Here is a 25,137-nt window from a genome sequence, read left to right as displayed (position 1 = left end):
ACCCACATAGTCTGTTAAGGACTAAAGTCAATAAATAAAATTAAGGAGATGACTATTAATGGGTTGCAAAGATAAAAGAGACAGAGATAACAATTGCGTATGTGATGCGGTAGAACAAATTTTAGCTGAACAAGAAGCAGTAGAAGAAATTACTTGCCCTACAAGCTGCTACAGCAATTTACTAGGCCCAGTCGCTGGTCCACAAAGAGATACAATTCCTTTCATCCTTTATGGAAAAAAAGGTGAACTCTTTAAAGCATTCGGTAATGTTGGTGGATTCACTGGAGACATGACTTGTTTCCAAACAATCTTCTTCCGCGTTGAAAGTGTAGAAGATTGCTGTGCAACATTATCATTACTTCGCCCAGTAGACGTTGATGGCAATACGCTAAGCGTATGTAATCCTTGTGACGAAGACTTCTTCGGTCTTGAAAAAACTGATTTCTGTATCGAAGTAGACCTTGATTGCTTCTGTGCAATTCAATGCCTATCACCAGAATTAGTTGACCGTGTTGCTGAAGACAGAAAAAAATACCACAAATAAATGAAGATAGATAGACTGCTGTTTTATCAGCAGTCTTTTCTTTTTTATGTCTCTAATACATAAATAGGCGCTTTCCCTAGAACATTCTTGTACCTATTTTCTTATACTATCAATAAGAACGAATAACAGGAGGGAAGATAATGAAAGATCATTACTCCTTTAATTGTGTATGTGATGCAGTTGAAAATATCTTAAATCAACAAAAAGCCGTTGAAGATGAAAAATGCCCTACAAGCTGTTATAGCAATCTTCTAAACCCTGTCAAAACGCTTGGAGATACAATTCCTTTTCTTCTTCTAAATGAAAAGGGCCAGCCATTTCAAGCCTTTGGTAATGTCGGCGAAAATTGCTTTGAAACAAATTTCTTTCGTGTAGAAGGTATTCATGATTGCTGTGCAACACTAAGACTCTTACTTCCACTTGATTGCCACGGCCACCTTGCAAAAGAAATTTGTGATGTGAAAGAATTAGTGAAAACTAGAAACTGCGTAGAGGTCGACCTTTCTTGTTTCTGTGCGATTCAATGTTTATCACCTCGGTTAATTGCTGGATAAAGACTTTTTATAAAAAGTTTGCTCTTATTGAGACATAGTTTGGCTCCACGCCTGAAACTATGTCTCTTTTGTTTTTATAAGACCGGAGATCCTGTGCTTGCTTTGCCTGATTCTTGTCGTGATTTATTTTGTATTGGGACAGACGCTCTTCTCTTTAGCTGTTTTCTGTCTCGGTTCTCATTGTATCGAGACAGACGCTCTTCTATGTAACTCATTCCTGTCTCGATTCTCCTTGTATCGGGACAGACGCTCTTCTATGTAACTCTTTCCTGTCTCGGTTCCCCTTGTATCGAGACAGATGCTCTTCTATGTAACTCTTTCCTGTCTCGATTCCCCTTGTATCGAGACAGAAGCCATTCTATGTACCTCATTCCTGTCTCGATTCCCCTTGTATCGAGACAGACGCTCTTCTATGTAACTCTTTCCTGTCTCGATTCTCTCTGTATCGAGACAGAGCCATTCTATGTAACTCATTCCTGTCTCGATTCCCCTTGTATCGAGACAGAAGCCATTCTATGTAACTCATTCCTGTCTCGATTCCCCTTGTATCGAGACAGACGCTCTTCTATGTAACTCTTTCCTGTCTCGATTCTCCTTGTATCGAGACAGAAGCCATTCTATGTAACTCATCCCTGTCTCGATTCCCCTTGTATCGAGACAGACGCTCTTCTATGTAACTCTTTCCTGTCTCGATTCCCCTTGTATCGAGACAGACCCTCTTCTATGTACCTCATTTCTATCTCGATTCCCCTTGTATCGAGACAGAAGCCATTCTATGTAACTCATTCCTGTCTCGATTCCCCTTGTATCGAGACAGACGCTCTTCTATGTAACTCATTCCTGTCTCGATTCTCCTTGTATCCAGACAGACGCTCATCTCTGAACCTGTTTCCTGTCTCAATTCTCCTTGTATCCAGACAGAAGCTCTTCTCTTCACCTAATTCTGTCTCGATTCTCCTTATAGCCTCACCTAACAGCTCTATCCCTTTTCTAAACTACCATGTCCAAATTCAACATAAAGAAAAAGTTAGACACATCAGTGCCTAACTTTTTTAAGTACAATTAAAATCCTAATAAGTTAATCGCTTTTATCTCACCAAGTTCCAAGTCGATCGGCTTTGCATGTGTTAGTGAACGGATCGTCACAATATTATCTTCTTCTGTCATAATAACACCGCGGTATGTTTCCTCAGTTGTTTCAATTTGACATAGTGTTCTTGGCATATTTTTTGGTAAGTTTGTGAAGAACTCTACTTTTTCGGCAATATTCATTTGTGTAATTGGCTTTCTTTGTTTTCGATATTGTTTGACAGATGTTTCTTCCTCAGGTTGTTCTTCTTCCTCAACAACTGCAACAGCTTTTTCTGGTTGTTTTTCTTCCGTTACTTCCTCGTCTTCCTCCACTACCGTTTGAATTTGAGATTTCGTTTCTTTAAGTTGATCAACTTTTTGTTGTTTGATTTCTTCACAACAAATGATTGCATATTCACATCTATATCTTGATGTTCGGGTGAAACAATATACATAAGGGGCTTCATTTTGTAATTTTGCTTATTTGACACTCATATCCCTCCTATAAACGTATGTCTACACATTCAACATGTTATGCTTGCGAACTGGGTAATGTGCCTATTTCTTTGAGGTTGTGATAAGATGATGCAATTTTATTTGAAAAAAGCTATCTCCATACAACTTCCATGCCAAAAAACACATTTCTCTCCAAAATAATGTAATTTTTACAATAGATTTACATCTCCTTAACAATAAACTGTTATTGTCGAATTACGTAGGAAAAGTAGATATCAGATCGTCTAAGTACGACCTTTAAAGGAGTAGTAGTATGAACAATTTCTGTCAAGAAACGCCCGATCAAGCCCAACAATTAAAGAATCACTTTCTTGAGATCCTTGATCAGCGGCAGCTTACTGTTCATTTCCAACCAATTGTTCATTTTCATAGTAATACAGTTTATGGATTCGAAGCTTTATCACGTGGACCAGTATCTAGTCCTTTTTATCGCCCGGATGCTTTATTTCCCTATGCAGAAGAAGAGGGTTTATTATATTCATTAGAAAAATTAGCAAGAGAACGTGCATTTGAGTTAAGTAAAGATACCATTACCAATCAAAAGTTGTTTATTAACTTAAATTCCCAGGTTATTTATGATAAAGAATTCAACGCAGGTCACACGATATCTGTACTAAAGCATTATGGTATTGAACCAAAAAATGTTGTGTTTGAAATTACAGAAAGAAATGCCATTAACGATTTTAAGGCGTTTCGAAATGCTTTGAATCACTATCGTGAGCAGGGATTTAAGATTGCTATTGATGATGCGGGAGCAGGCTACTCATCGCTTCAATCCATTTCAGAATTGATGCCGGACTACATTAAAGTAGACCGTTCTCTTATAAGCGGTGTGGACCATAATGAGGTTAAATCAAATATACTTGAAGCTTTCGTAACCTTTGCCAAGAAAATGAATAGTCAAATTATCGGAGAGGGAATTGAAACGGAAGCTGAGTTACAACGAGTCATGAATCTTGGCATTCAATTTGGTCAAGGTTTCTTTCTCGCAAAGCCAGATCACCCTTTTCCACAAATCAATCATTACGCTAAAGAATGCATTGAATTGGCCAATCCTAATAAAAATAGAAAATCGGTTATTGTAGATGTTGGAGATGAAATTATTCTCGTTAAAAACGGAAGTATTCTCAAACGTCAACCTGCACGAACCTTATTACATGGGGACAGCTTTCAAGAAAAACATGTTTCAAATTCGATACAATGTTATAAAAATTAACGACAAAAGGGCGACTCACAATTGAGCCACCCTTTTTAATTAAGCTAAAATATGATATCCGGAATCAACATGTAGGTTTTCACCAGTCATTCCTCTTGATAAGTCACTGAATAAGAATAGTGCTGTATCTCCCACTTCTTCTGGTGTTGTTGTACGACGAAGTGGTGAACGTTCTTCAATGTCTTTTAAGATTGAGTTGAAGTCACTGATTCCTTTGGCAGAAAGTGTACGTATTGGTCCAGCTGAGATTGAGTTAACACGAATCCCATCTTTCCCCAGGTCGCTTGCTAAATATCTAACACTTGCTTCAAGTGAAGCTTTTGCCACACCCATAACGTTATAGTTTGGTAGGACTCTTTCTCCACCTAGGTATGTTAATGTTACAATGCTTCCGCCTTCTGTTAGAAGACCTCTTGCCTCTTTAGCCACAGCTGTTAATGAATAAGAGCTGATGTTTTGCGATAGTAAGAAACCTTCGCGAGTTGTGTTTAAATACTCACCCTGAAGCTCTTCTTTGTTCGCAAATGCGATACAATGAGCAATACCGTGAATCACACCAACTTGCTCTTTAATTGATGCAAAACATGTTTTGATTTCTTCATCATTTGTAATATCACAAGGTAGTACAAGGGATTCGCCTTCTAAAGACTCAGCAAGGTCACGAACTGACTTCTCTAGACGTTCACCAGCATATGTAAAAATTAATCTTGCTCCAGCATTATGTAAAGAACGGGCAATTCCCCATGCAATACTACGTTTATTTGCTACTCCCATTACGACGATATTACGTCCTTTAAGTGATAAATCCATGTACATCCTCCTTAAATTAATACATGTTATTAGTACCTGGTTACAATTATAGCATTGATATGACAAAAGCGCTATTTCATAATTTCCATTGTTAAGACTTTTTCTATTGTATCGAACAAAATGCTTGTGTGGCATCTTTTGGTGACTTCGCCTGGCTGACCGCACTGATGATTGCCACCCCATTTGCACCTAAATGGTAAACCTCACTGGCATTTTCTACTGTAATTCCACCAATTCCCACAATCGGCAAATGAATAAAGCCAGCTTCTCTTATTTGCGTAATAAGAAAGGGCCCTACTACATCATGTGCATCTTTTTTTGTTTTCGTTGAGAACATTGGGCCGACTCCGATATAATCGGCTCCATCAGCTACTGCCTTTTTCGCCTCCTGAACAGAATGTGTTGAAATTCCAATCCATTTGGTTGCTCCTATCCTTTTTCTTGTGTAAAAAGGATCACTATCATCTTGACCAATATGAATTCCATCTGCATTAAGTTCCAATGCTAAGTCAATATCATCATTCACAATAAATGGAATTCTATTCTTTTCACATAGCATTTTTAATTTTTTTCCTAAATAAACTTGTTCTTCACCTACTAAAGCTCCCTCGCCCTTCTCTCTATATTGAAACATCGTAATGCCACCCTTTATGGCCTCAGACAATGTTTTTTCCGGATCAAAATTCAGACAATTCACAGATCCCATCACAAAATATACTTTTAGTGCTTGAGATACGTTCATTTTTTGCGCTCCTTTTTTGGTGGTGCCTGGCACCACCCGAATTTTGTCGATAAACCCAAAAGGACTGACTCGAGCTATAACAGTTGCTACCTGTCATTTCTCATCTGTGAGTCAGTCCATCATCTTCATTTATACGGTTGTTATGTTATTTTTCTTGAAAGCCCAATGATTGGTTGGACCATGCCCCCCACCAATGCCTAATTGATCTTCAATTGCAGCCTGAATAAAGGCTTTTGCGGTTTTCACAGCTTCACGTACACTCTTCCCTTTACTCATTTCAGCAGTGATTGCAGCTGCAAATGTACAGCCGGTACCATGAGTATGTTTTGTTTCTTTTCGTACACCTTCGAACGTGTCAAAACGCTGTCCATCATATAATAGGTCAATAACCACTTCACCGTTAGGATCATGACCACCTTTAATCATGACAAACGTTGCACCAAGATCAAACAGCTTTTTAGCTGCCTCTTTTTTTTGCTCAAACGTTTGGATCTTCATACCTGTTAACACTTCTGCTTCAGGTATATTTGGGGTAATCACTTTAGCTAACGGCATTAAGGAGGTAATCAAAGCCTCTACAGCTTCTTCTTGTAATAATGATTGCCCGCCTTTTGCGATCATAACAGGATCAACAATGATATTTTCCCAGTTATAATAACGAATTCGCTCCGCAACAAGCTGAATCATTTCAGCATTAAAAAGCATGCCTGTTTTGACAGCATTTGGTTGTAAATCTACTGCAACTGAATCAATTTGAGTTTTTAACGCTTCTATTGTTAAAGGATAAACTCCTTGGACACCAAGTGTATTTTGAGCTGTAACAGCAGTAATTGCTGTCATGCCAAACACTCCAAGCTCTTGAAACGTTTTTAAATCCGCTTGGATGCCAGCTCCTCCTCCAGAGTCCGATCCCGCAATTGTTAAAGCACGAGATACCGTCATTTTATATCCTCCTTGCTACCCGATGTAGCGGTGATAAATCTTCTTCGCTTCAGAAATATCCTTCGTTCCATGGATAAGGGCACGACCGTCCTTAAATAGAACAATCCTGTGTTCACCAAATGTAAATGACATAAGAAATGGATTTTCTAAAAAAGCATCTGCAATCGGCTTTATTCGCTCAGCAATTTGTTCAAAAGAAAATTGCTTGCCTGAACTTGGTCGTATTTGCACAGTATCTCTACCGCATAGAACAGCAGCCTTTGTTTCCATTTTAGCCGTTAAGTAAGGAAAAACTGGATCACTACCACAAGTTGGACATGCCTCATTTTTCAATCGATCCATATTAATTGAAGAATATTGATTTTTCCATAAATCAAATGATACAAGCTTACCTCGCATGTTTTCCATATCACCTACGAGAATTTTAAGTGCTTCTGCTGTTTGATGTGAAGCAACCATACTTACAATTGGTGAGATCACCCCGACTGTGTCACATGTCATTCCATCAAACGGGATATGCTTTAATAAGCAATGTAAACACGGTGTTTCGCTAGGAATAATGGTGAACGATAACCCATAGCTTCCAACACAGCCACCGTAAATCCACGGAATATTATTTTTTATTGAAAGATCATTAATCAATAATCTTGTTTCGAAATTATCCGTTGCATCTATGATTACATCTACACCTTCGGCAAATTCCTCAATATTTGCAGAGGTAACATCTTCTACATAAGATAATACATCTACTTCTGAATTTATTTTTTCAAGATGCTGCTTTGCTGCAACAGCTTTCGGGATGCGATTGATCGCATCATCTTCTATATAAAGCTGCTGTCTTTGCAAATTGCTCCATTCAACATAATCTCGGTCAACAATTGTTAATGTTCCAATGCCCGCACGTGCAATCATTTCAGCGCTAGCTGTACCTAAAGCACCTGCTCCAACAATCAATACATGTTTTTTTCGTATGTTATCTTGACCCTTTTCTCCAATTGGAGTAAAAAGCATTTGTCTAGAATAGCGTTCCATTAAGTTGTAATCATTCCTTCTGTTGGACTACTTGCAATAGCATAGTCTTTTTTAGCTATTCTACCAGCTTCATACCCTAGTCTTCCAGCTTCAATCGCTAGCTTCATCGCAACAGCCATTTTCACAGGATCTTTAGCAGCCGACACAGCTGTGTTTAATAGAACACCATCTGCACCAAGCTCCATTGCTAATGCCGCATCCGCTGGTGAACCAATTCCTGCGTCAATAATGACCGGCACTTTAGATTGCTCAATAATAAATGATAGATTAAGAGGATTTAGAAGTCCCTGTCCAGAGCCAATTGGAGATGCTCCCGGCATAATAGCATGAACACCTAACTCTTCTAATCTTCTAGCAAGCACAACATCATCTGATGTGTATGGTAAAACGATAAAGCCCTCTTCTAAAAGCATTTCACTTGCTTTTAACGTTTCAACTGGGTCTGGTAATAATGAACGATCACAGCCAATAACCTCAACCTTGATCATGTCACATAAGCCTGATGCTTTTGCTAGTTTCGCAATTCTTACTGCTTCTTCAGCTGTTTTAGCTCCTGCTGTATTTGGTAGCAGTGTATATTTTGAAACATCTAATTGCTCTAAAAAATTCGGCTGTGATTCTTCGAAAATATTCATTCGGCGCACCGCAAACGTTAAGATCTCCGCTTCTGATTGGGCAACTGCTTCCTTTTGAATATCAAATGAAGGGTACTTTCCTGTACCTAATAATAATCTTGATTGAAATGTTTTATCTGCAATTTTCAACATAAAATCATCCTCCTCCTACAAAATGAACTAACTCAATTTCATCACCATTTGAAATGGTTGTGTTTTCGTATTGATCTTTTAAAACAATCTCGCGGTTATGCTCGACAATAACAAGACGATCTTCCAGCTTGTAAAACGCCAGTAGATGCTGAATTGTTTTAATTTCTTGATTTAAATCAACCTGTTCACCATTTAATTTAATGCCCATGAAATCACCTCGTTGTTTGCGTAAGCTTTCTCGTTAAAGAAAAAGCATGAATATACTCATCGTTTTGCTTTCTTTTTAAAATAAGATCTCTGATCATTGTACCTGTTTTAGGAGCAAGCAAAATACCATTTCGATAATGTCCTGACGCAAAGTAAATATTGTCATCCTCAGGATGCTGTCCAATATATGGCTTTCCATCATCAGATTGTGGCCTTAATCCAGCCCAAGTATCGAGAAGCTTAGCGGATGTAATACTTGGCATCATCGGAGTTACTTTTTCAATCAGGGACTGAATTCCTCCAAGTGATGGTGTTGTACTCCAATCATCCTCGATCATTGTAGCTCCTACAACAAACCTTCCATCACCCTTTGGAACGATATAACAATGATCATAGAAAAGAGTCTTTTCCAGATTTAAGTGATCTCCTTGAACAGAAAGACATTCACCCTTAACCGGCTTCATACTTACTTCAAGTCCTAATTGTTTAAAAAAGTGACCACTCCATACTCCATTTGCGATAACTACTTTGCTACAAAGATAATCCCCTTGCGGTGTTGATAACGTATACTCATTTGCAGCTGTTTTCTTAATAGAATGAACGGGTGTATTTTCTTTAAATGTTGCTCCTAGTAAACTAGCAGATTTCGAAAAAGCCGCACATACATGTGTAGGAGAAACATGACCATCTTCAGGAATAAAAAGCGCTCCTACAATCAAATCAGACACATGTGGTTCATTTTGTAAAACTGTTTCTTTTGTGTGCCATTCTAAGGTTTCATAATCTTCTATAGCTTTCTTCAAAACTTTCGCTTCATTTTCTGTCATTGCTAGCTTATACATTCCTTTGTCAACTAGCTGAATATTAATCTGTGATAATTCTGAAAGCTCATCACGCAAGATGTGATAGTGTCTCTGGCTTTCCTTCGCAAACTGAAAAAAAGCATCATTATTTTCCAATTCGGAATTTGCCCCAAGCATTCCAGCAGCTGCACTTGTTGCACCTGTACCACCTTTATGGCTATCTAATACAAGAACGGAGATTCCCTCTTTTGCAAGCTGATAGGCAATTGACTGTCCAATAATACCGCCGCCAACAATTCCAACATCATATTGTTTTTGCATGGTAACCCCCTCTTTTAAATTGGTTAAAGCTGCAATTGGATCACTGCTCGCCATAACGTAGGACATAACAGCAACACCATGAACGCTTACGTTTTTAAGCATCTTAATTGTGCTAGGAGTAATGCCACCTATCGCAATAACTGGAATTGTAATGCGCTCACAAATTTCAGCTAATTGTTCTACACCCCTTGGAAGTAATGCTGCTTTAGAATTTGTTTCAAAGATGTGACCAAATAACAAGTAATCCGCTCCCGCTTCTTCACATCGAAGAGCTTCTTCAAGCGAGTGGACAGACCGTCCAATTCTTACGTGTGTGTCAAAAGCTCTTACTGCCTCAACAGGAAGGCCGTGACCTGGTAAATGAACATTAGGGATATTATGTAATAAAGCAACATCAAATCGATCATTGATCACAAGTTTTTCCTTCGGTACACCCTGCTGAAGCAAATTTGACACAAGTAACATGATGTCTGAAGCCTTTTTCTGTTTTTCCCGGATGTGAATATAATCCACATCATGATGGAGCATTTTAAGTTTCACTGTTAATTCATTTACCGTTTGCTTCCCATCTGTAATGACATGAAATTCCACTTTTTTCACCTGAATTCTTAAATAATAAAGTTTATAGGACGCAAAAAACCACTTTCCTATAGGAAAGTGGTTTACATACACAAATAACCATGATGTATCCACTTCCCTACGCTGGTATCATCCAGATCAGGTTATAAGGGTCTTAAAGTCACACTTTAATCTCAGCCTCTATATAAGGCTCCCCTAGCGGTTGTTTCTCTCGTATTTACTTATTTCTATCATACCAAATGTTTGGAAACTTTCAAGAGTAAGATACCCTGATGTTTTTTATCGATAAGAATTATATCAATTCCAACTCATGTTTAAGTTCATTTACATATTCTCTAGAGCCCGTCACAATTAGACGATCTCCTAATTTCAGGTCTGTATCTCCATGAGGAACAATCGAATCTTTGCCTCTGAAAATACGGACAAAAATAATGTCTCCTGTAAACGGAAAGTTTCGTAACAGGATGTTATCGTATTTAGCATTATTTAAGTTAATTTGATATAGAGTTGTTTCCTGATTTGTTAAGATTCTCATAACACTTGGTGCTTCAATTAAAGCACGAAGCATCGTTTTTGTTGAAAGAAGTGTAGAGAAAATATCAATACCTTCATCCTTTAATTGACTTGCTAAATCAGGAGAAGCCACACTAGCAATTACTCGATCAACTTGCTCTTTTTTTGCAAATAAGGCAATATCGGCATTTCGTTGTTCATCACCTGTAGCTACAACGATTAAATCTACATCAAATGCATTTTGATCTTTTAATGTTTCAACCTGAAAATCACCAATTTCTCTAATATCAAACAATGATTCAGAAATTTGTTTATCAATTTTATCTTGTTGAATATGATAAACCGTTGTTTCATAAAGATCCTGGTTTAGCTCTCTCGTAACAGGAAGTGACATTTGATTGGCACCAATAAAGGCAACCTTTATTTTGGTTGGTTTTCCTTCGCTTTTTGGAAATAGTTTTTTAAAGAAAATCGGAGTTACTATACTCGTAATAACGGCAACTAAAATAAGTGCACCAGACATTTCAGCTGTGATAATCTCCATTCTCTCCCCAATCGTAGCAGCAGCAATGACAAGAGAAAGCGTGGATGTTAAGAGAAAACCAGCTGCAAGTGTTGTTTTGCCATCGTACCATCTTTTCAAATAATAAACAGGCAAAATCTTAGAGATCAGAAGTGCAATAAATAATAATGGAATAAGCAGGAAGATTTTTGGATCTTTAAACAATGCCCAAATATCTAAATCAACTCCAACCATTACAAAGAAAATCGGAATAAGAAATCCATATCCGAAAGAATCAAGCTTTTGAACCATTTCTTTGTTAGGAGATAATAGTGAAACTAGCACACCTGCTAAAAAGGCTCCTAAAATATTTTCGGCACCAATTGTTTCGGAAATCGCCACTAATAAAATAATTAACGTAAAAACAGCTCGTGTCCCAATTTGAATCGTCCCTTTTGACATTGTTTCGATGAATGAACGATTCATAAATGTTTTTCCTAAGAAATAGAGCCCAACACCTGCTCCAAATAGAACTAATAACAACCAGGTATTGTTGTCTCCACCACCATAAATGGAAGCAAAAACAGCAAGTAGCACCATTGTGACTAAATCTGCGATAACAGCCACAAGTAAAATAATTTGACCAATATTCGATTTCATAATTCCTGCATCTTTTAATGTAGGTACTACTACTCCTAGAGAAATAGTCGAAATAATTAAGGTCATTAAAAACGCGTTATCCATTAACCCGATCCATACAAAGATGTAGGATAATAATAAGGATAGAGCAAAAATCCCAACAAATACGATGAGTGATACGAAAAACGCATTAGGTGCATCTTTACCAGAAGGAAGCTTTTCCTTTTTCTTTCCTCCTGCAAAAGCTGTAAAGTCTATTTCAAGACCACTAAGAAACATTAAGAAAATAAATCCAAGCATTGATAATGTCTCAAGCCACATATCCTGGTGGACAACATCAAAACCACTTTTTCCAATAATTAACCCAACGATAATTTCGGCTACGACGACTGGCATAAAGTTTAGCTTTAATCGATGTAGCAAAATAGGGGTTAGAAATGCTGCGAGAATAACAATAACTAATGAAGTTACAGATGCTCCATGCATCGTATCCCTCCTTTATCTTAAATTCATGAACATACAAAGGTTAGAAAATCTAGCGAAGAATGTATACCTTCTATCATATACAACCTAGAGCATAACTTGTAACAATATGCTCTAAAGCTGAAATCTAGTTAAATTAAATATTGCATAAACAAAGTTGCCATACCAAAATAAATTAAAATACTAATAATATCATTTATAGTTGTAATAAAAGGACCAGATGCAACAGCCGGATCCACCTTCAATTTATGCATAATTAATGGAATAAAGGCACCAGAAATCGTCGCTACAGTTAGTGTAGCCAAGATTGAGATACCTACTAGTGCACCTAAAAATAAGTCACCTTGCCATACAAAAACAACAACAGTCACAACCACACCACAAATGGCCCCTGTTATTAAACCTGTACCTGCCTCCCGAACAATCATCTTACTAAGAGTTTGATCTTCAGTATCACCAAGTGAAATTCTTCTAACAGCAACGGCTAAAGCCTGTGTTCCAGTGTTTCCTGCCATACCGGCAATTAAAGGAATAAACACGGCTAAAATAGCAACCTTCTCTAATGTTGCTTCAAATCGACCAATTAAACTTGCTGTAAACATTCCAAGAAATAATAATATAATTAACCATGGCAACCTTTTTTTGGCAGCAGAAAACGGTCCTCTATCAGTGGAGTCAACGTCAGATACCGCAGCAAGCTTTGAATAGTCATCACTTGCTTCTTCATCAATAACATCGACGATATCATCAACAGTGATAATTCCGAGCAGATGTCCTTGAAAATCAACGACTGGGAGTGCAAGGAAGTTATAGTCTTTCATTTTTCTTGCAACTTCTTCTTGATCTTCCGCAACACTTACCGAGTAAACACGTTCATTCATAATGTCTGAAATCATCGTATCAGGCTCACTAATAATTAAATCTCTTAACGAAATAACACCAGCAACCTTTTCATCTTCATCCACAACGAATACATAATAAATTGTTTCAGCGTTCGGAGCTTCTTTCTTCAATATTTGCATGGCAGAATGAACCGTTTGATGAGCATGAATGGAGATATACTCCGTTGTCATGATACTCCCGGCTGTATATTCTTCATAATGAAGCAACTCTCGTATTTCTTCAGCTGCTTCATCGTCCATTATTGTTAAATAACTTGCAACCTGATCTTTATCAAGCTCATTTAAAACGTCAACAGCATCATCTGCATACATCTGTGCAAGCATTTGAGCAGCAAACGTTGGGTCCATTTCTGATAAGAATGTTTGATACAGACCATCTTCATCTTCAATATTTTCAAAGACCGCTGCCATTTCTTCTGGAGAAAGAAAATGATAAACAGTCTGGCGATCTTCTGGGTCAAGCTTAATAAAAAAGCTGGCCTGGTCGTAAGGATGCTGCTCTAAAAACACGGAACGAAAATCATCCATATTTTTCTGAGTAAGTGCTGTAAGCAGCGATCCTTCTTCAAGCTCAACTTGTTCTCTTTCTTCTGACAAAGTCTGTTCCTCCTCTCTTTGTCAAATATATTAAGGAATACAAACGAAATTCCGACAAATACTTGAGTATTTCTACATATTGCGATTCATATTATAATAACTATAATATTCTATATGCATTTATTGAAGCAATAAGATGAACATTATTTACAAAAATAAAACATTTCCTTTTAGAGAGTTTTCTTCCATCAATTGTTTTATATTCTGGAACAGAAGTTAACTGTCATCTAAAATTCACCCTAAGAATACAGCCATTATGAAATGGATCCTTTGCAAATCGTTCACAATCCATTAAGATGGTTAATGATACAATGACTATATAGAAAATTTCAAGTTTAACGATTTAGAAAGGGATCGACTATGACAAACGAAAAATCCCCACAACAACAAATAGATTACACATTAATTTTTATCATGTTTTTATTAGCTATCGTGAGTTCATTCGCGATAAACAGTGCTGAATCCACCCTTCCAGAAACACTAAAGGGTATAAATTTTTCAATGAAACAAATTCAATGGTATATTATCGGAGCATTTGCTGTTGTCGTTACGATGCTGATTGATTATGACCGATTTAAGCAGCTAGCCTGGTATTTATACGGCTTTGGTTTACTCCTTTTACTAGGTCTTGAAGTTTTACCACAAGGTATTGTTCAAACAATTAAAGGAGCAACAAGCTGGTACAGAATTGGTCCATTAGGGAATTTTCAGCCTTCGGAATTAATGAAAATTATTATTATCATTGTCTTGAGTAAGATTATTACAGATCATCGTGAAAAATACCCTAAAAATACATTAGCAGATGATTTTCTCTTAATTGGAAAAATTGCTGCGGCTGCTGCTCCGCCTGTCCTTCTTTTAATAAGACAGCCGGATATGGGAATGACAATGGTCTTTTGTGCGATAATCGGATCGCTCATTCTAATCTCAGGGATTCAATGGCGAATTATTGTTACAGCGGCCTCTACTTTTTTAATCGGAGCCGGAACATTTATTTTCATCTTTATTAAATATCCTGATTTTTTCTTAAAATATATTTTACGAGGAGAAGAATATCAGCTAGATCGATTTTACGGATGGCTTAATCCTTGGGAATATTCTGGTGAGCAAGGATTTCAGCTTGTTAAATCATTGCTAGCTATTGGATCGGGTGAATTACGTGGAAAAGGCTATCAAAACCTGGAAGTTTATTTACCTGAGGCACATACTGATTTTATCTTTGCGATTATTTCAGAGCAATTTGGATTTATTGGCGGTAGTATTGTTGTTTCACTGTTTTTCTTACTTATCTATCGCATGATTCATATCTCTCTAGAAAGCAATGATCCGTTTGGCAGCTTCTTATGCACAGGTGTTATCGGTATGATTACATTTCAGGTTTTCCAAAATGTAGGCATGACGATTGAAATTTTACTACCAATTACGGGGCTGCCATTACCATTTGTCAGCTATGGAGGAAGCTCTCTTGCCACTTATATGGTTGCTATCGGAATTGTTCTAAATGTGCGCTCACGAACAAGAAAATACATGTTTGACTAATCGAAGTGGTACCCTTATAAATAGGGTACTTTTTTTTACACTTTGATAAAGAGGTGATACATATGAAAATTGATGTTATTGGCGATATTCATGGATGTTTTCGTGAATTTGAAGAGCTAACAAAAAAAATGGGCTATAACTGGACAACTGGAATTCCCATTCATCCTGATGATAGAAAGCTTGCATTTGTTGGAGATTTAACCGATCGCGGGCCTGAATCTATAAAAGTAATTGAGGTTGTCTACCAGCTTGTTCAAAAAGAAGGTGCACATTATTCTCCAGGCAATCACTGCAATAAGCTGTACCGCTACTTTCTTGGAAACAAAGTTCAAATCACTCACGGTCTTGAAACAACAGTAGCAGAATACGAGGAATTACCACCTAAAAAGAAAGCTGAAGTGAAAAATCAGTTTACGTTTCTTTATGAAGCAGCACCTCTTTATCAAATTCTTGATAACGGAAAGCTAATTGTGGCTCATGCTGGAATTAGGGAAGATTATATCGGGAAAAATTCCAATGCCGTTAAAACCTTTGTTTTATATGGAGATATTACTGGTAAAAAGAACCCTGATGGAACTCCTGAACGACGTGACTGGGCCAGCATTATCAAGGAAAGGCAATGATTGTTTATGGTCATACTCCAATAAAAGAACCTAAACGAGCCAATCGAACGATTAATATCGATACTGGAGCGGTGTTTGGTAACAAGCTTACAGCCTACCGTTACCCTGAAGATGAAGTAATTTCTGTTGATTCAAGCCTTCCTTATGATGAGTCACGGTTTCGGGAAAAGGAAGATGGATGAAGGGCAACCAACTATTTTATAAAAAAAGGACTCACATCAATTATTAAGATGAGTCCTTTTCGCTAATATCTCCATATCTTCCGGAAGTTTCGCTTCAAAATATAGATCTTTTTCTAATAAGGGATGCCAAAATGATAGCTCGGAGCTATGTAAGGCTTGCCTATTAATATCCAGTTGATTTCCACCGTATAGCGTGTCTCCACATAAGGGATGTCCTATTGATGAAAGGTGAACACGAATTTGATGAGTTCTCCCCGTTTCTAACACTAACTTTACATGTGTTATCTCTTTGTAGGGTTGAAGCACTTGAAAATGTGTGACAGCACTCTGGCCATCGTCACATACTTCTCTCTCAATAATACTGTCTTTTTTTCGTCCAATAGGACTGGATATTGTTCCTTGTTGCTCCTTCATCACTCCATGTACAAAAGCCTCATACGAACGATGAATACTTTTACTTTTTTGCATATCTGAAAACAAGGAATGAGCAAAACGATGCTTTGCAACTAACATCAACCCAGAAGTATCTTTATCCAAACGATTCACAATATGAATGGTGGAAGGAATATGATGCTCCTCATAATAGTGAATTAATCCATTTGCTAATGTTCCCCTTACATGATCTCTCGAAGGAATTGATGGTACAAAAGGAGGTTTATTAATAACCAAACAATGAGAATCTTCATAGACGATGCTAAAGGGAACTTGATCTGCCTCAAGTCCTGGTCCTTTTTCTTCCTTTGGAAAAATCACGGTTAAAAGATCATCTTTTTTTAACTGATATCGAACTGTCACATGACTATTATTCACGAGGATATCTCCGCCATGAAATTTTATATCTGTTAAAGCTCGCTTTGATATTTTTTTCTCTTTCACAAAATCTAAAACGAGCTTACCATCATCTTTTGATGTAATTTTCCACTCTAATTGAAATGTTGACTCCATTAACGATCTGTATCTCCAACAAAAGAGTCACGAACTCTTTTCCAAAAAGGAAATGGCTTGAATCGAGCAAAACGTACGTTTTCATTTGCCACACGACATTGAATTGATTTGACATCTTTATGTAACAGGGTAAGATGATCAATGGTAATCTGAAAATCAACATCATTAACAGGCTTCAACATACACGTGTGATGTTCAGGCAAAATTAATGGCGAACCAATTGTACGGAAAACACGATTGTTAATAGAAGCCATTTCCGCCAATTGAATGGCACGTAAAGAAGGATGTAAAATTGCCCCACCTAGTGCTTTATTGTAGGCTGTACTACCTGATGGTGTAGACATGCACAAGCCATCACCACGGAATGTTTCAAACATTTGCCCTTTAATCTCAACGTTCATGACAAGTGTACCTTCGATACTTTTCACTGTACATTCATTAAGGGCTAGATACCTTGCCTCTCTTCCCCCGTCATTATGGCGAATAATAACCTCTAAAATCGGGTATTCAACAATTTGATACGGGGTTTTAGCAATAGCAATCACAAGCTTTTCAATTTCTTCTGGAACCCAATCAGCATAAAACCCAAGATGCCCTGTATGCACCCCAATAAAGGCAGTTTTGTCTAATCTGCTTCGATAGCGATGAAAGGCGTATAAAAGGGTACCATCACCACCTACAGAAATAACAATATCCGGCTGATCTTCATCGTAATCCAGTTGAAAATCCAATAGGTAGGTTTTCATTTTTTGCATAATTGAATTCGAAACCGGATCTCCCTTGGATGATATGGCAAATTTCATAAAAATGACCCCTTTATCGTTTAAATTTAAAATCTTTGTTCGATTTTATTTTTTGTCCGTCTTTCGTGAGAAAACAGCTTGAGGCTTCTTGAATTTCCCCTCTAATTTGGGACATCTCCTCATCAAGTGAATATGCTGCTTCCGCTGCCCTTTTTAATCTTACTTTAATATTATCAGGAATATTTCCGCTATATTTATAATTTAATGAGTGCTCAATTGTTGCCCAAAAGTTCATTGATAATGTTCTAATTTGGATTTCAACAAGTAATTTCTTTTCACCAGATATTGTTTGTACCGGGTATTTAGCAACAAGATGATAGGAACGATATCCACTATCTTTTTGAGATGTAATATAATCTCGTTCCTCTATGATCTCCAAATCATTTCTGCTTTTTAACATATTAACAACAAAACGAATATCATCAACAAATTGACACATCATTCTAATACCCGCGATATCTTGTAAACCTTCCTCTATGTTAGATAGGCTTATGTTTTTACGCTTCGCTTTATCTAAAATACTGGCAATTGGCTTCACGCGACCAGTTACAAATTCAATTGGTGAATGTGAATGTTCAAGTTCATATTGCGAGCGAATTCCTCGTAATTTTACCTTTAATTCCTCAACTGCTTGGTTATAAGGAGCCAAAAATGACTTCCATTGTTCCCCTTCCATATGCATCCCCCTAACACGACCACCTGTTGCTGTTCCAATAGACATGTTCAAATCATTAAAGCTGTGAAACAAAGTTATTGAAATAAAGCCTGAGAGTCTCACCAGGCAAACTCTGGACTAAGCTAAGGCAAAGATCTCAACAACTTTGTTTTCCATTTCTTCACCATAGTTTGCATTATCTTTGATGTTCTCTAACAAATAACTTAATTCATCTATAAGATTAACTAGCTCAATCTGCTCATTGTTTAATTTTAGTTCAATCTTTATCTCTTTATCCAAAGCTTCCTTTAAGTTAGGCCAAATGCTCTCAGGTAAACTAGCATAGACAAATTCATCACCAGACTCTAATATGTAAATAAACGCTAGATGATCCGAATCAACAAGCATTTGTCCCTTCGCTTCTACATCCTGTAGTGAAGTTTGCATTTCTGTTGCTTCTAATATAAGTATGTTGTTTTCTAATGTTGCTTTATTTAATTCGATTCTAGTATTCATAACTATCTCCTTCCATTACAATCCAAGATTATTTTACCATATTAAAAAGTCACTTGATAACATTGCGGTCTATTTAAATTCAAGAGATAATAGAACGAGATCGTTTTTTGTCTTACGCTAAACTATTCGATAAGAGAGGTCTATCCTGTATGTCACAAGAAATTGAAATAGAATTTAAGAATCTTTTAACAAAAGATGAATATTCCAAAATAAAAGAAACATTTAAAATAGAGGAACATGATTTTTTCGAGCAGGAAAATCATTATTTTGATACACCTGAATTTTCGTTAAAAGCACTCGGAGCAGCTTTGCGAATAAGAAGAAAGCAAAATAAATTTGTTATGACTTTAAAAGAACCCGCTACAGTTGGTTTACTCGAAACACATCAAACATTATCAGACGAAATGGCAGAAAACATGATGAAAACTGGTGAACTCGTAAATGGCGAGGTTGTTGATCGTCTCCTTCAATTAGATATCGAAGTTAACAAAATAACTTATTTTGGTTCTTTATCAACACGCCGTGCAGAAAAAAATTATCAAAACGGTTTAATAGTTTTAGATCACAGCCGATATTTAACAGTAGAGGACTATGAGCTTGAATATGAAGCAAAAGATGAAGAAATTGGAAAAAAAGTCTTCCATCAACTTCTACATGACCTTAACATTCCAATAAGACAAACAAAAAATAAGATTCGCCGTTTTTATGAACAAAAATATAGTGAGATGGGGTAAGAATCTTGGATATTAAAGCAAGATATTATAAAACAATGCTTGAACTACAGGCATTGCAAAATTTCAATACATCACCAACCCAAACAAAAGATTCAACCTTTGATACAACTTTTCAAGATTTATTAAAAACTTTTATTAATCCCTCAACTTCAAGTACAACAACAAATAATTCATCTGTTTTAGCAGATTTACCTAGAATGATCTTAAACTCACCAGTTGTTACAAAAACAACTTCTGTTAAAGAAACATCAGCGCCGATTGCATCTGGCTCTATCGACGATATTATTCGTCAGGCTGCTACCAAGTACGGAGTAGATGAGAAATTAATTCGTGCCGTTATCAAGCAGGAATCAGGGTTTAATCCTACTGCCAAAAGCTACGCTGGTGCAATGGGACTTATGCAATTAATGCCAGCAACTGCCCGCTCTCTTGGTGTAAACGACCCTTACGATGCGGCGCAAAACGTTGAAGGTGGAACAAAATATTTAAAACAGATGCTATCGAGATATAACGGAGATGTAAAACTTGCACTAGCTGCCTATAATGCAGGACCTGGAAACGTTGATAAGTATGGCGGCATGCCTCCTTTTAAAGAAACACAAAATTACGTTCGTAAAATCACTTCTACTTATAATGTATAATTAACTGCTTAAAAGAGGCTCTATTTTTGAGTCTCTTTTTTTGCTTGTAGAACTGCTCTACACCTCATTAAAGAAACACATACAATAACTCCAATAACATACAATAATGGTAAATATCCTATTATGAGAGCGGTTTGTTTGAGATATATAGAAGTGCTTGTTAAAATGAATTTACATAACGCAAGCTGAAGTAGTCATATTATCCTATTAGATGTGACATTCTTTGATATATAAATATTCTTCTATTCATTTTCCAATAACAAACTTTGCGTTTATTAGAATAACATTAGCAATTTGAAAAGGAGATATCAACGTGACGAATCAAAATCTAACACCCTATGAGGCGATAGGAGCAGAAACTCTTTCGCAGCTTGTTGATGCCTTTTATGGAAACGTACAAAAACATCCGTTATTGTCTCCCATTTTTCCAGATGATTTAACTGAAACAGCACGAAAGCAAAAGCAATTTCTCACACAGTACTTAGGTGGCCCTCAAGAATACACCGAGGAACACGGCCATCCGATGCTCAGAGCAAGACATCTTCCTTTTGAAATCACACCTTCAAGAGCAAAAGCATGGATTGCTTGTATGGAGAAAGCAATGAAGGAAGTTCAACTCGAGGGGGAAGTAAAGGACTTTCTATTGCACCGCTTAAAACTTACTGCTGAACATATGGTGAATTCACCAGACAGTAAAGAGGGATATTTTGATGGGACATCATGAGAATAAAAACATCTCCCTCTTTTTCTCACACTGTAACGGTCACCCTGATAAGCCATTGGAAATCTATATGTTTGTTGACCCTTTATGCCCTGAATGCTGGGCCTTGGAACCAATCATAAAAAAATTACAAATAGAATACGGACGACTTTTCACGCTAAAATATATTATCAGCGGCCGTCTTGCAACACTAAACGTTTCAAAAAGAAAAAAACCTGAAAAGCTTGCACAGGCCTGGGAAAAAACAGGAAGTCGTACAGGAATGTCATGTGATGGAAATGTGTGGCTAAAAAATCCATTATCAAGTCCATACACAGCTTCACTAGCGATAAAATCAGCTGAACTTCAAGGACGAAAAGCAGGTCTTAAATTTATGAGGAAGCTGCAGGAAGTACTATTTATTGAAAGTCAAAATGTTTCAGATGAAGAAATTTTAATTGGAATTGCAAAAGATGTCGGACTTGACGTCAATGAATTCAAAAAAGACCTTCATTCAGAAAGCTCAGCAAAAGCTTTGCAATGTGATTTGAAAATCACTTCTGAAATGGAGGTTCAGGAAATCCCTACACTTGCTTTTTTCAGTGAAGAGGTAGAACGTGAAGGCTTAAAAATAACAGGTATTTATACGTATGACTTATATGTTCAAGTCTTAAAAGAAATGGTGGGCGATGATATTAAGCCTTCACACACCCCTCCATTGGAAGCATTCTTAGCTCACTACCAATTTGTTGCCACTGCTGAAATCGCATCGGTTTATAATATGACAATGGCTGATGTTGAAAAAACATTAAAGAAATTAGTTCTATCTCAAACTGTTGAAAAAGTACAAGCAAAACACGGTACTTTCTGGAGATATATAGGCTAATAAAAGGAATGGTATGACGCCATTCCTTTTTTGTGTCTGTTGTTGATAGGAGCAGAACTATTACAGGGGCAAACAAGCGCTGAAATGACGCTTCTGCGTATGAGAATTGAGCGCGGGATTATCTAATGAATGCAGCCTCCTGTTTTGCCAGGGCATCTAATAACCAGTTGGGATGCATATTTAGTAGTTCGCTTGGCAAATTAGAAGGTGGAAAGAACTTTATTTCTAAGGATTCTGACTCGTTTACTTCAACCTCACCACCAGAGATAATTGCTGAAAAATAGGTGGTTATAAAATGAACTACTCGCCCATCTGGATAGTGAAAAACCTGTGAAGCTGGATCAGAATATACACCAATGAGTTTAACAACTTCTATATGTAAGCTTGTTTCCTCAAGTACTTCTCGTTTCGCAGCAGCCTCCACCGTCTCACCAGGCTCTACATGACCCGAAGGAATTCCCCATAACCCAACATCTCGTCGCTTTTGCAAAAGCACTCGGCCTTCTTCGTCAAAAATAATAACTGCAACTGCAGGATGTATACTTGTTACTTCCATGAATATGAGCTCCTTCCACTATTAAGACCCAATTTGATACTACTAGAATAGCAGAGTTATAAGGAAGTTGGCGAGGGTAAAATGAGGGGCCGGGTGTGCAAGATGCCGTTACTTTATAAGGAGAATGCTAATGTTTTTATGTATTTCAGGGACTTGTTTATTAAATCTTATCTTCAATTCTTAATTTCGAGACAAAATAAAAAGACCCCATACAAAGTAAAGGGTCTTCTTTTTATGTCTTAACGACAACAAAGGGGATGGGAGAAATTTTTCACGGTCAAACAAAGGGGTAAATGTTTGTTTGTGATTAATTTCACATCTATAATATATCAAAATATGTCGACTATTGACAAGTGCGATACTTCTTTTTCACAAAAATGTCACAAAACCTATTATGTTAGAATAATTTCCACTTATATTGTTTTGTGCTTAAAATGAACTCGTCTTAACTTAATGGATATTGTAGAAGATAAAAACATATACAATAATAAATAGAAAATAGACAAGGAGGATACATGTGAAGCTAAGATGGATTGTATTGCTCTCAGTGCTTACGATTGTGTTATTCTTCATTAATGTATTAGGGTTCATGAATCTTGTCCCTCTTTATATCACATCTCCATTATTGTTAATCTCAATTTTTGTAACACTTTATTTTATTAATCATAGGAAAACGTTTAGAGGCTTTTAATGAAAAAAGGAATGTGCACATAAATGGCACATTCCTTTTTTCATGTAGCTTCATTATTGTTTAACCTTAGCCAATAGCTCTTCCATTTCATTTAGTTTCTCTTCAAACACTTTACATGCTTCTTCAATTGGTGCTGAAGATGTCATATCAACACCGGCTTTCTTTAAAACTTCAATTGGGTAATCAGAGCTTCCTGCTTTTAGAAATTCTAAGTATCGATCAACTGCAGGTTGACCTTCTTCTAAGATTTGGTTACTTAGAGCTGTTGCAGCACTGTAGCCTGTAGCATATTGATACACATAATAATTATAGTAAAAATGTGGAATTCTAGCCCACTCTAAGCCGATTTCTTCATCAACAACAATGTCATCACCGAAATACTTTTTGTTCAGATCATAATAAGTTTTAGTTAGTAATTCAGGTGTTAACGACTCACCATCTTGTGCCTTTTGATGAATAATATGCTCAAACTCAGCAAACATTGTTTGACGGAAAACAGTTCCTCTAAATCCTTCAAGGAAGTGGTTAAGTAAGTACAAACGTTTTTTCTCATCATCAATTGTATTTAGCAGGTAATGATTTAATAAAGCTTCATTAGCCGTTGATGCAACTTCCGCTACGAAAATAGAGTAATTTCCATATGGATATGGTTGCTCTTTGCGCGTATAGTAACTGTGAACAGAGTGTCCGAACTCATGTGCAAGTGTAAATAAATTATTTACATTGTCCTGCCAATTCATAAGGATGTATGGATTTGTACCATATGCTCCTGATGAGTACGCACCACTTCTTTTTCCTTTATTTTCATGAACATCAACCCAGCGGTTTTCAAAGCCTTCTTCTAAAATCGAGATATATTCATCACCAAGTGGCTGAAGTCCTTTTAAAATATAATCTTTTGCTTCGTCATATGTTACGTCCATTTTAACGTCCTTAATAAGAGGTGTATAAAGATCATACATATGAACTTCATCAAGTTTGAGTACCTCTTTACGAAGCTTTACATAGCGCTGAAGAAGATCTAAATGATCATGTATCGTACTAACAAGGTTTTCATAAACAGATTCAGGTATGTTATCACTGCTTAATGCAGCTTGTCTTGCAGATTCATAATTTCTTACCTTTGCACTGAAATTGTCTTTTTTAACGGTTCCACTTAATGTACTAGCAAATGTATTCTTAAAATCACCATATGTTTTATATACGGCTTTAAATGCCTCTTCACGTACTCTACGATCTTCACTTTCTAAAAAGCGGATATAGCGGCCATGAGTGATTTCAACCTCTTCTCCGTTTTCATCTTTAATTGAAGGAAATGTTAAATCAGCATTGTTCAGCATTCCGAATGTATTACTTGCAGCGCCTAAGACATCCGATGCTTCCGCTAATAACTCTTCCTTTTCAGCTGAAAGAACATGTGGACGTTGGCGATTAATTTCATCAAGAGCATGCTCATACAGCTTCAGTTCTTCTTTTTCTTCTAAAAATTGCTTGATCTTCTCTTCATCAATTGAGAGAATTTCAGGAACAATGTAAGAGCTTAAACTAGAAGCTTGTGTGTATAAGCTTTTAGCACGATCATCTAGTGCTTGGTATTTGGAGTTCGTTGTGTCCTGGTCGTATCTCATATGTGCGTATGTATAAAGCTTTCCTAAACGCTCCATTACACCATCTTGATAAGAAAGTGCTTCATAAAGTGTATTGGCACTTTCACTTAGTTTTCCTTTGAATTCGGCCAACTTAGGTAAAGCTGCTTGTATTTCTTTGTATTCTTTTTCCCAAGCTTCATCTGTTTCAAAAATGTCCTCAAGTCTCCAGGTTTCTTCTGTTTTCATTTCATTTCTAGAAGGTAATTTTTTCACTGCCGCTTGTTCTGACATACCATTTCCCCCTTTTAAATTAATGGCGTATGCGGAGCTTGTATTC

The 25,137-nt window shown here is 36.9% G+C and carries 26 protein-coding genes, 2 pseudogenes and 1 riboswitch; of the genes and pseudogenes, 10 read left to right on the top strand and 18 right to left on the bottom strand.

Features of this window, described 5'->3' with window-relative positions:
* Positions 1-58 precede the first annotated feature (58 nt).
* Together MVE64_RS18245 and MVE64_RS18240 are read left to right on the top strand one after the other, a co-directional pair.
* On the top strand, positions 59-544 hold the full coding sequence (locus tag MVE64_RS18245) for a CotY/CotZ family spore coat protein (RefSeq protein WP_121664748.1): 486 nt from the start codon (positions 59-61) through the stop codon (positions 542-544).
* 140 nt (positions 545-684) lie between these two features.
* A complete protein-coding gene (locus MVE64_RS18240) occupies positions 685-1,098 on the top strand; it encodes a CotY/CotZ family spore coat protein (protein WP_247340072.1) in 414 nt (137 codons plus the stop codon).
* Positions 1,099-2,160: 1,062 nt separating this feature from the next.
* Here the strand turns inward: MVE64_RS18240 and MVE64_RS18235 are convergent.
* Complete coding sequence (locus MVE64_RS18235) at positions 2,161-2,502, bottom strand: CotO family spore coat protein (RefSeq protein ID WP_247340070.1); 342 nt, start codon at positions 2,500-2,502, stop codon at positions 2,161-2,163.
* The gene (locus MVE64_RS18230; protein ID WP_247340068.1) at positions 2,502-2,660 is read right to left on the bottom strand and encodes a hypothetical protein; all 159 of its coding nucleotides are present in this window, start codon (positions 2,658-2,660) and stop codon (positions 2,502-2,504) included. Before MVE64_RS18230 ends, MVE64_RS18235 begins: the two co-directional genes overlap by 1 nt.
* Before the next feature lie 278 nt (positions 2,661-2,938).
* On the opposite strand from MVE64_RS18230, the gene MVE64_RS18225 reads away from it, so the two are divergent.
* The gene (locus tag MVE64_RS18225) at positions 2,939-3,901 is read left to right on the top strand and encodes an EAL domain-containing protein (RefSeq protein ID WP_247340066.1); all 963 of its coding nucleotides are present in this window, start codon (positions 2,939-2,941) and stop codon (positions 3,899-3,901) included.
* 39 nt (positions 3,902-3,940) lie between these two features.
* Here MVE64_RS18225 and fabI read toward each other — a convergent pair whose 3' ends face one another.
* The 10 genes and pseudogenes from fabI to mgtE form a co-directional block, all read right to left on the bottom strand.
* Entirely contained in the window at positions 3,941-4,711 is a 771-nt protein-coding gene (gene fabI / locus MVE64_RS18220) for an enoyl-ACP reductase FabI (RefSeq protein WP_247340064.1), read from the bottom strand.
* Positions 4,712-4,814: 103 nt separating this feature from the next.
* On the bottom strand, positions 4,815-5,453 hold the full coding sequence (gene thiE / locus MVE64_RS18215; RefSeq protein WP_247340061.1) for a thiamine phosphate synthase: 639 nt from the start codon (positions 5,451-5,453) through the stop codon (positions 4,815-4,817).
* Positions 5,454-5,582: 129 nt separating this feature from the next.
* A complete protein-coding gene (gene thiD / locus MVE64_RS18210) occupies positions 5,583-6,395 on the bottom strand; it encodes a bifunctional hydroxymethylpyrimidine kinase/phosphomethylpyrimidine kinase (protein ID WP_247340060.1) in 813 nt (270 codons plus the stop codon).
* Between the two features lie 15 nt (positions 6,396-6,410).
* A complete protein-coding gene (locus tag MVE64_RS18205) occupies positions 6,411-7,427 on the bottom strand; it encodes a thiazole biosynthesis adenylyltransferase ThiF (RefSeq protein WP_247340054.1) in 1,017 nt (338 codons plus the stop codon).
* On the bottom strand, positions 7,427-8,194 hold the full coding sequence (locus tag MVE64_RS18200; protein ID WP_121664739.1) for a thiazole synthase: 768 nt from the start codon (positions 8,192-8,194) through the stop codon (positions 7,427-7,429). Before MVE64_RS18200 ends, MVE64_RS18205 begins: the two co-directional genes overlap by 1 nt.
* Before the next feature lie 4 nt (positions 8,195-8,198).
* Positions 8,199-8,402 (bottom strand): sulfur carrier protein ThiS, encoded by a 204-nt coding sequence (thiS, locus tag MVE64_RS18195; protein WP_247340053.1) that lies wholly within the window; start codon positions 8,400-8,402, stop codon positions 8,199-8,201.
* A gap of 4 nt (positions 8,403-8,406) precedes the next feature.
* Positions 8,407-9,525: a glycine oxidase ThiO gene (gene thiO / locus MVE64_RS18190; RefSeq protein WP_379052634.1), complete on the bottom strand. Its 1,119-nt coding sequence runs from the start codon at positions 9,523-9,525 to the stop codon at positions 8,407-8,409.
* Between the two features lie 69 nt (positions 9,526-9,594).
* Positions 9,595-10,116 (bottom strand): annotated as a pseudogene (locus MVE64_RS28175) (thiamine phosphate synthase); the annotation flags it as partial.
* 86 nt (positions 10,117-10,202) lie between these two features.
* A riboswitch (TPP riboswitch) is annotated at positions 10,203-10,311 on the bottom strand.
* An 85-nt stretch (positions 10,312-10,396) separates the two neighbouring features.
* The gene (locus MVE64_RS18185; protein ID WP_247340047.1) at positions 10,397-12,244 is read right to left on the bottom strand and encodes a monovalent cation:proton antiporter family protein; all 1,848 of its coding nucleotides are present in this window, start codon (positions 12,242-12,244) and stop codon (positions 10,397-10,399) included.
* A gap of 128 nt (positions 12,245-12,372) precedes the next feature.
* Positions 12,373-13,740: a magnesium transporter gene (gene mgtE / locus MVE64_RS18180; RefSeq protein ID WP_281730384.1), complete on the bottom strand. Its 1,368-nt coding sequence runs from the start codon at positions 13,738-13,740 to the stop codon at positions 12,373-12,375.
* 360 nt (positions 13,741-14,100) lie between these two features.
* Between mgtE and MVE64_RS18175 the strand changes: the two genes are divergently transcribed.
* Entirely contained in the window at positions 14,101-15,279 is a 1,179-nt protein-coding gene (locus MVE64_RS18175; RefSeq protein WP_247340045.1) for an FtsW/RodA/SpoVE family cell cycle protein, read from the top strand.
* Between the two features lie 62 nt (positions 15,280-15,341).
* A pseudogene (prpE, locus tag MVE64_RS18170) lies at positions 15,342-16,084 on the top strand (bis(5'-nucleosyl)-tetraphosphatase PrpE).
* Between the two features lie 36 nt (positions 16,085-16,120).
* Here the strand turns inward: prpE and MVE64_RS18165 are convergent.
* The 4 genes from MVE64_RS18165 to MVE64_RS18150 all read right to left on the bottom strand — a co-directional run bounded on the left by MVE64_RS18165 (position 16,121) and on the right by MVE64_RS18150 (position 19,003).
* The gene (locus MVE64_RS18165) at positions 16,121-17,029 is read right to left on the bottom strand and encodes an RluA family pseudouridine synthase (RefSeq protein WP_247340043.1); all 909 of its coding nucleotides are present in this window, start codon (positions 17,027-17,029) and stop codon (positions 16,121-16,123) included.
* Positions 17,029-17,832 carry an NAD kinase gene (locus tag MVE64_RS18160; RefSeq protein ID WP_247340041.1) on the bottom strand — a complete coding sequence of 268 codons (804 nt, stop codon included), beginning with the start codon at positions 17,830-17,832 and terminating at the stop codon, positions 17,029-17,031. The genes MVE64_RS18165 and MVE64_RS18160 overlap by 1 nt, the downstream gene beginning before the upstream one ends.
* Before the next feature lie 13 nt (positions 17,833-17,845).
* A complete protein-coding gene (yjbM, locus tag MVE64_RS18155; protein ID WP_247340040.1) occupies positions 17,846-18,508 on the bottom strand; it encodes a GTP diphosphokinase in 663 nt (220 codons plus the stop codon).
* Between the two features lie 117 nt (positions 18,509-18,625).
* The gene (locus tag MVE64_RS18150) at positions 18,626-19,003 is read right to left on the bottom strand and encodes a UPF0738 family protein (protein WP_247340038.1); all 378 of its coding nucleotides are present in this window, start codon (positions 19,001-19,003) and stop codon (positions 18,626-18,628) included.
* Between the two features lie 149 nt (positions 19,004-19,152).
* Here MVE64_RS18150 and MVE64_RS18145 point away from each other — a divergent pair, with 149 nt between their 5' ends.
* From MVE64_RS18145 to MVE64_RS18130, 4 genes are all read left to right on the top strand, one after another.
* Entirely contained in the window at positions 19,153-19,737 is a 585-nt protein-coding gene (locus MVE64_RS18145) for a CYTH domain-containing protein (RefSeq protein WP_247340036.1), read from the top strand.
* 11 nt (positions 19,738-19,748) lie between these two features.
* Positions 19,749-20,378: a lytic transglycosylase domain-containing protein gene (locus MVE64_RS18140; protein ID WP_379052856.1), complete on the top strand. Its 630-nt coding sequence runs from the start codon at positions 19,749-19,751 to the stop codon at positions 20,376-20,378.
* A 313-nt stretch (positions 20,379-20,691) separates the two neighbouring features.
* The gene (locus tag MVE64_RS18135; protein ID WP_247340034.1) at positions 20,692-21,102 is read left to right on the top strand and encodes a globin domain-containing protein; all 411 of its coding nucleotides are present in this window, start codon (positions 20,692-20,694) and stop codon (positions 21,100-21,102) included.
* On the top strand, positions 21,089-21,964 hold the full coding sequence (locus tag MVE64_RS18130) for a ClpXP adapter SpxH family protein (protein WP_247340032.1): 876 nt from the start codon (positions 21,089-21,091) through the stop codon (positions 21,962-21,964). The genes MVE64_RS18135 and MVE64_RS18130 overlap by 14 nt, the downstream gene beginning before the upstream one ends.
* A gap of 118 nt (positions 21,965-22,082) precedes the next feature.
* On the opposite strand, the gene MVE64_RS18125 is transcribed toward MVE64_RS18130, so the two are convergent.
* Positions 22,083-22,520, bottom strand: a complete 438-nt coding sequence (locus tag MVE64_RS18125) for an NUDIX domain-containing protein (protein ID WP_247340031.1) — start codon at positions 22,518-22,520, stop codon at positions 22,083-22,085.
* A gap of 517 nt (positions 22,521-23,037) precedes the next feature.
* Between MVE64_RS18125 and MVE64_RS18120 the strand changes: the two genes are divergently transcribed.
* Complete coding sequence (locus tag MVE64_RS18120) at positions 23,038-23,211, top strand: hypothetical protein (protein WP_247340029.1); 174 nt, start codon at positions 23,038-23,040, stop codon at positions 23,209-23,211.
* Positions 23,212-23,264: 53 nt separating this feature from the next.
* Here the strand turns inward: MVE64_RS18120 and pepF are convergent, their stop codons facing one another.
* On the bottom strand, positions 23,265-25,091 hold the full coding sequence (gene pepF, locus MVE64_RS18115) for an oligoendopeptidase F (RefSeq protein WP_247347141.1): 1,827 nt from the start codon (positions 25,089-25,091) through the stop codon (positions 23,265-23,267).
* Positions 25,092-25,137: the final 46 nt, after the last annotated feature.

This window comes from Metabacillus endolithicus (genome assembly GCF_023078335.1).
GTDB lineage: Bacteria > Bacillota > Bacilli > Bacillales > Bacillaceae > Metabacillus > Metabacillus endolithicus.
This window is presented reverse-complemented; position numbering and strand designations above follow the sequence as displayed.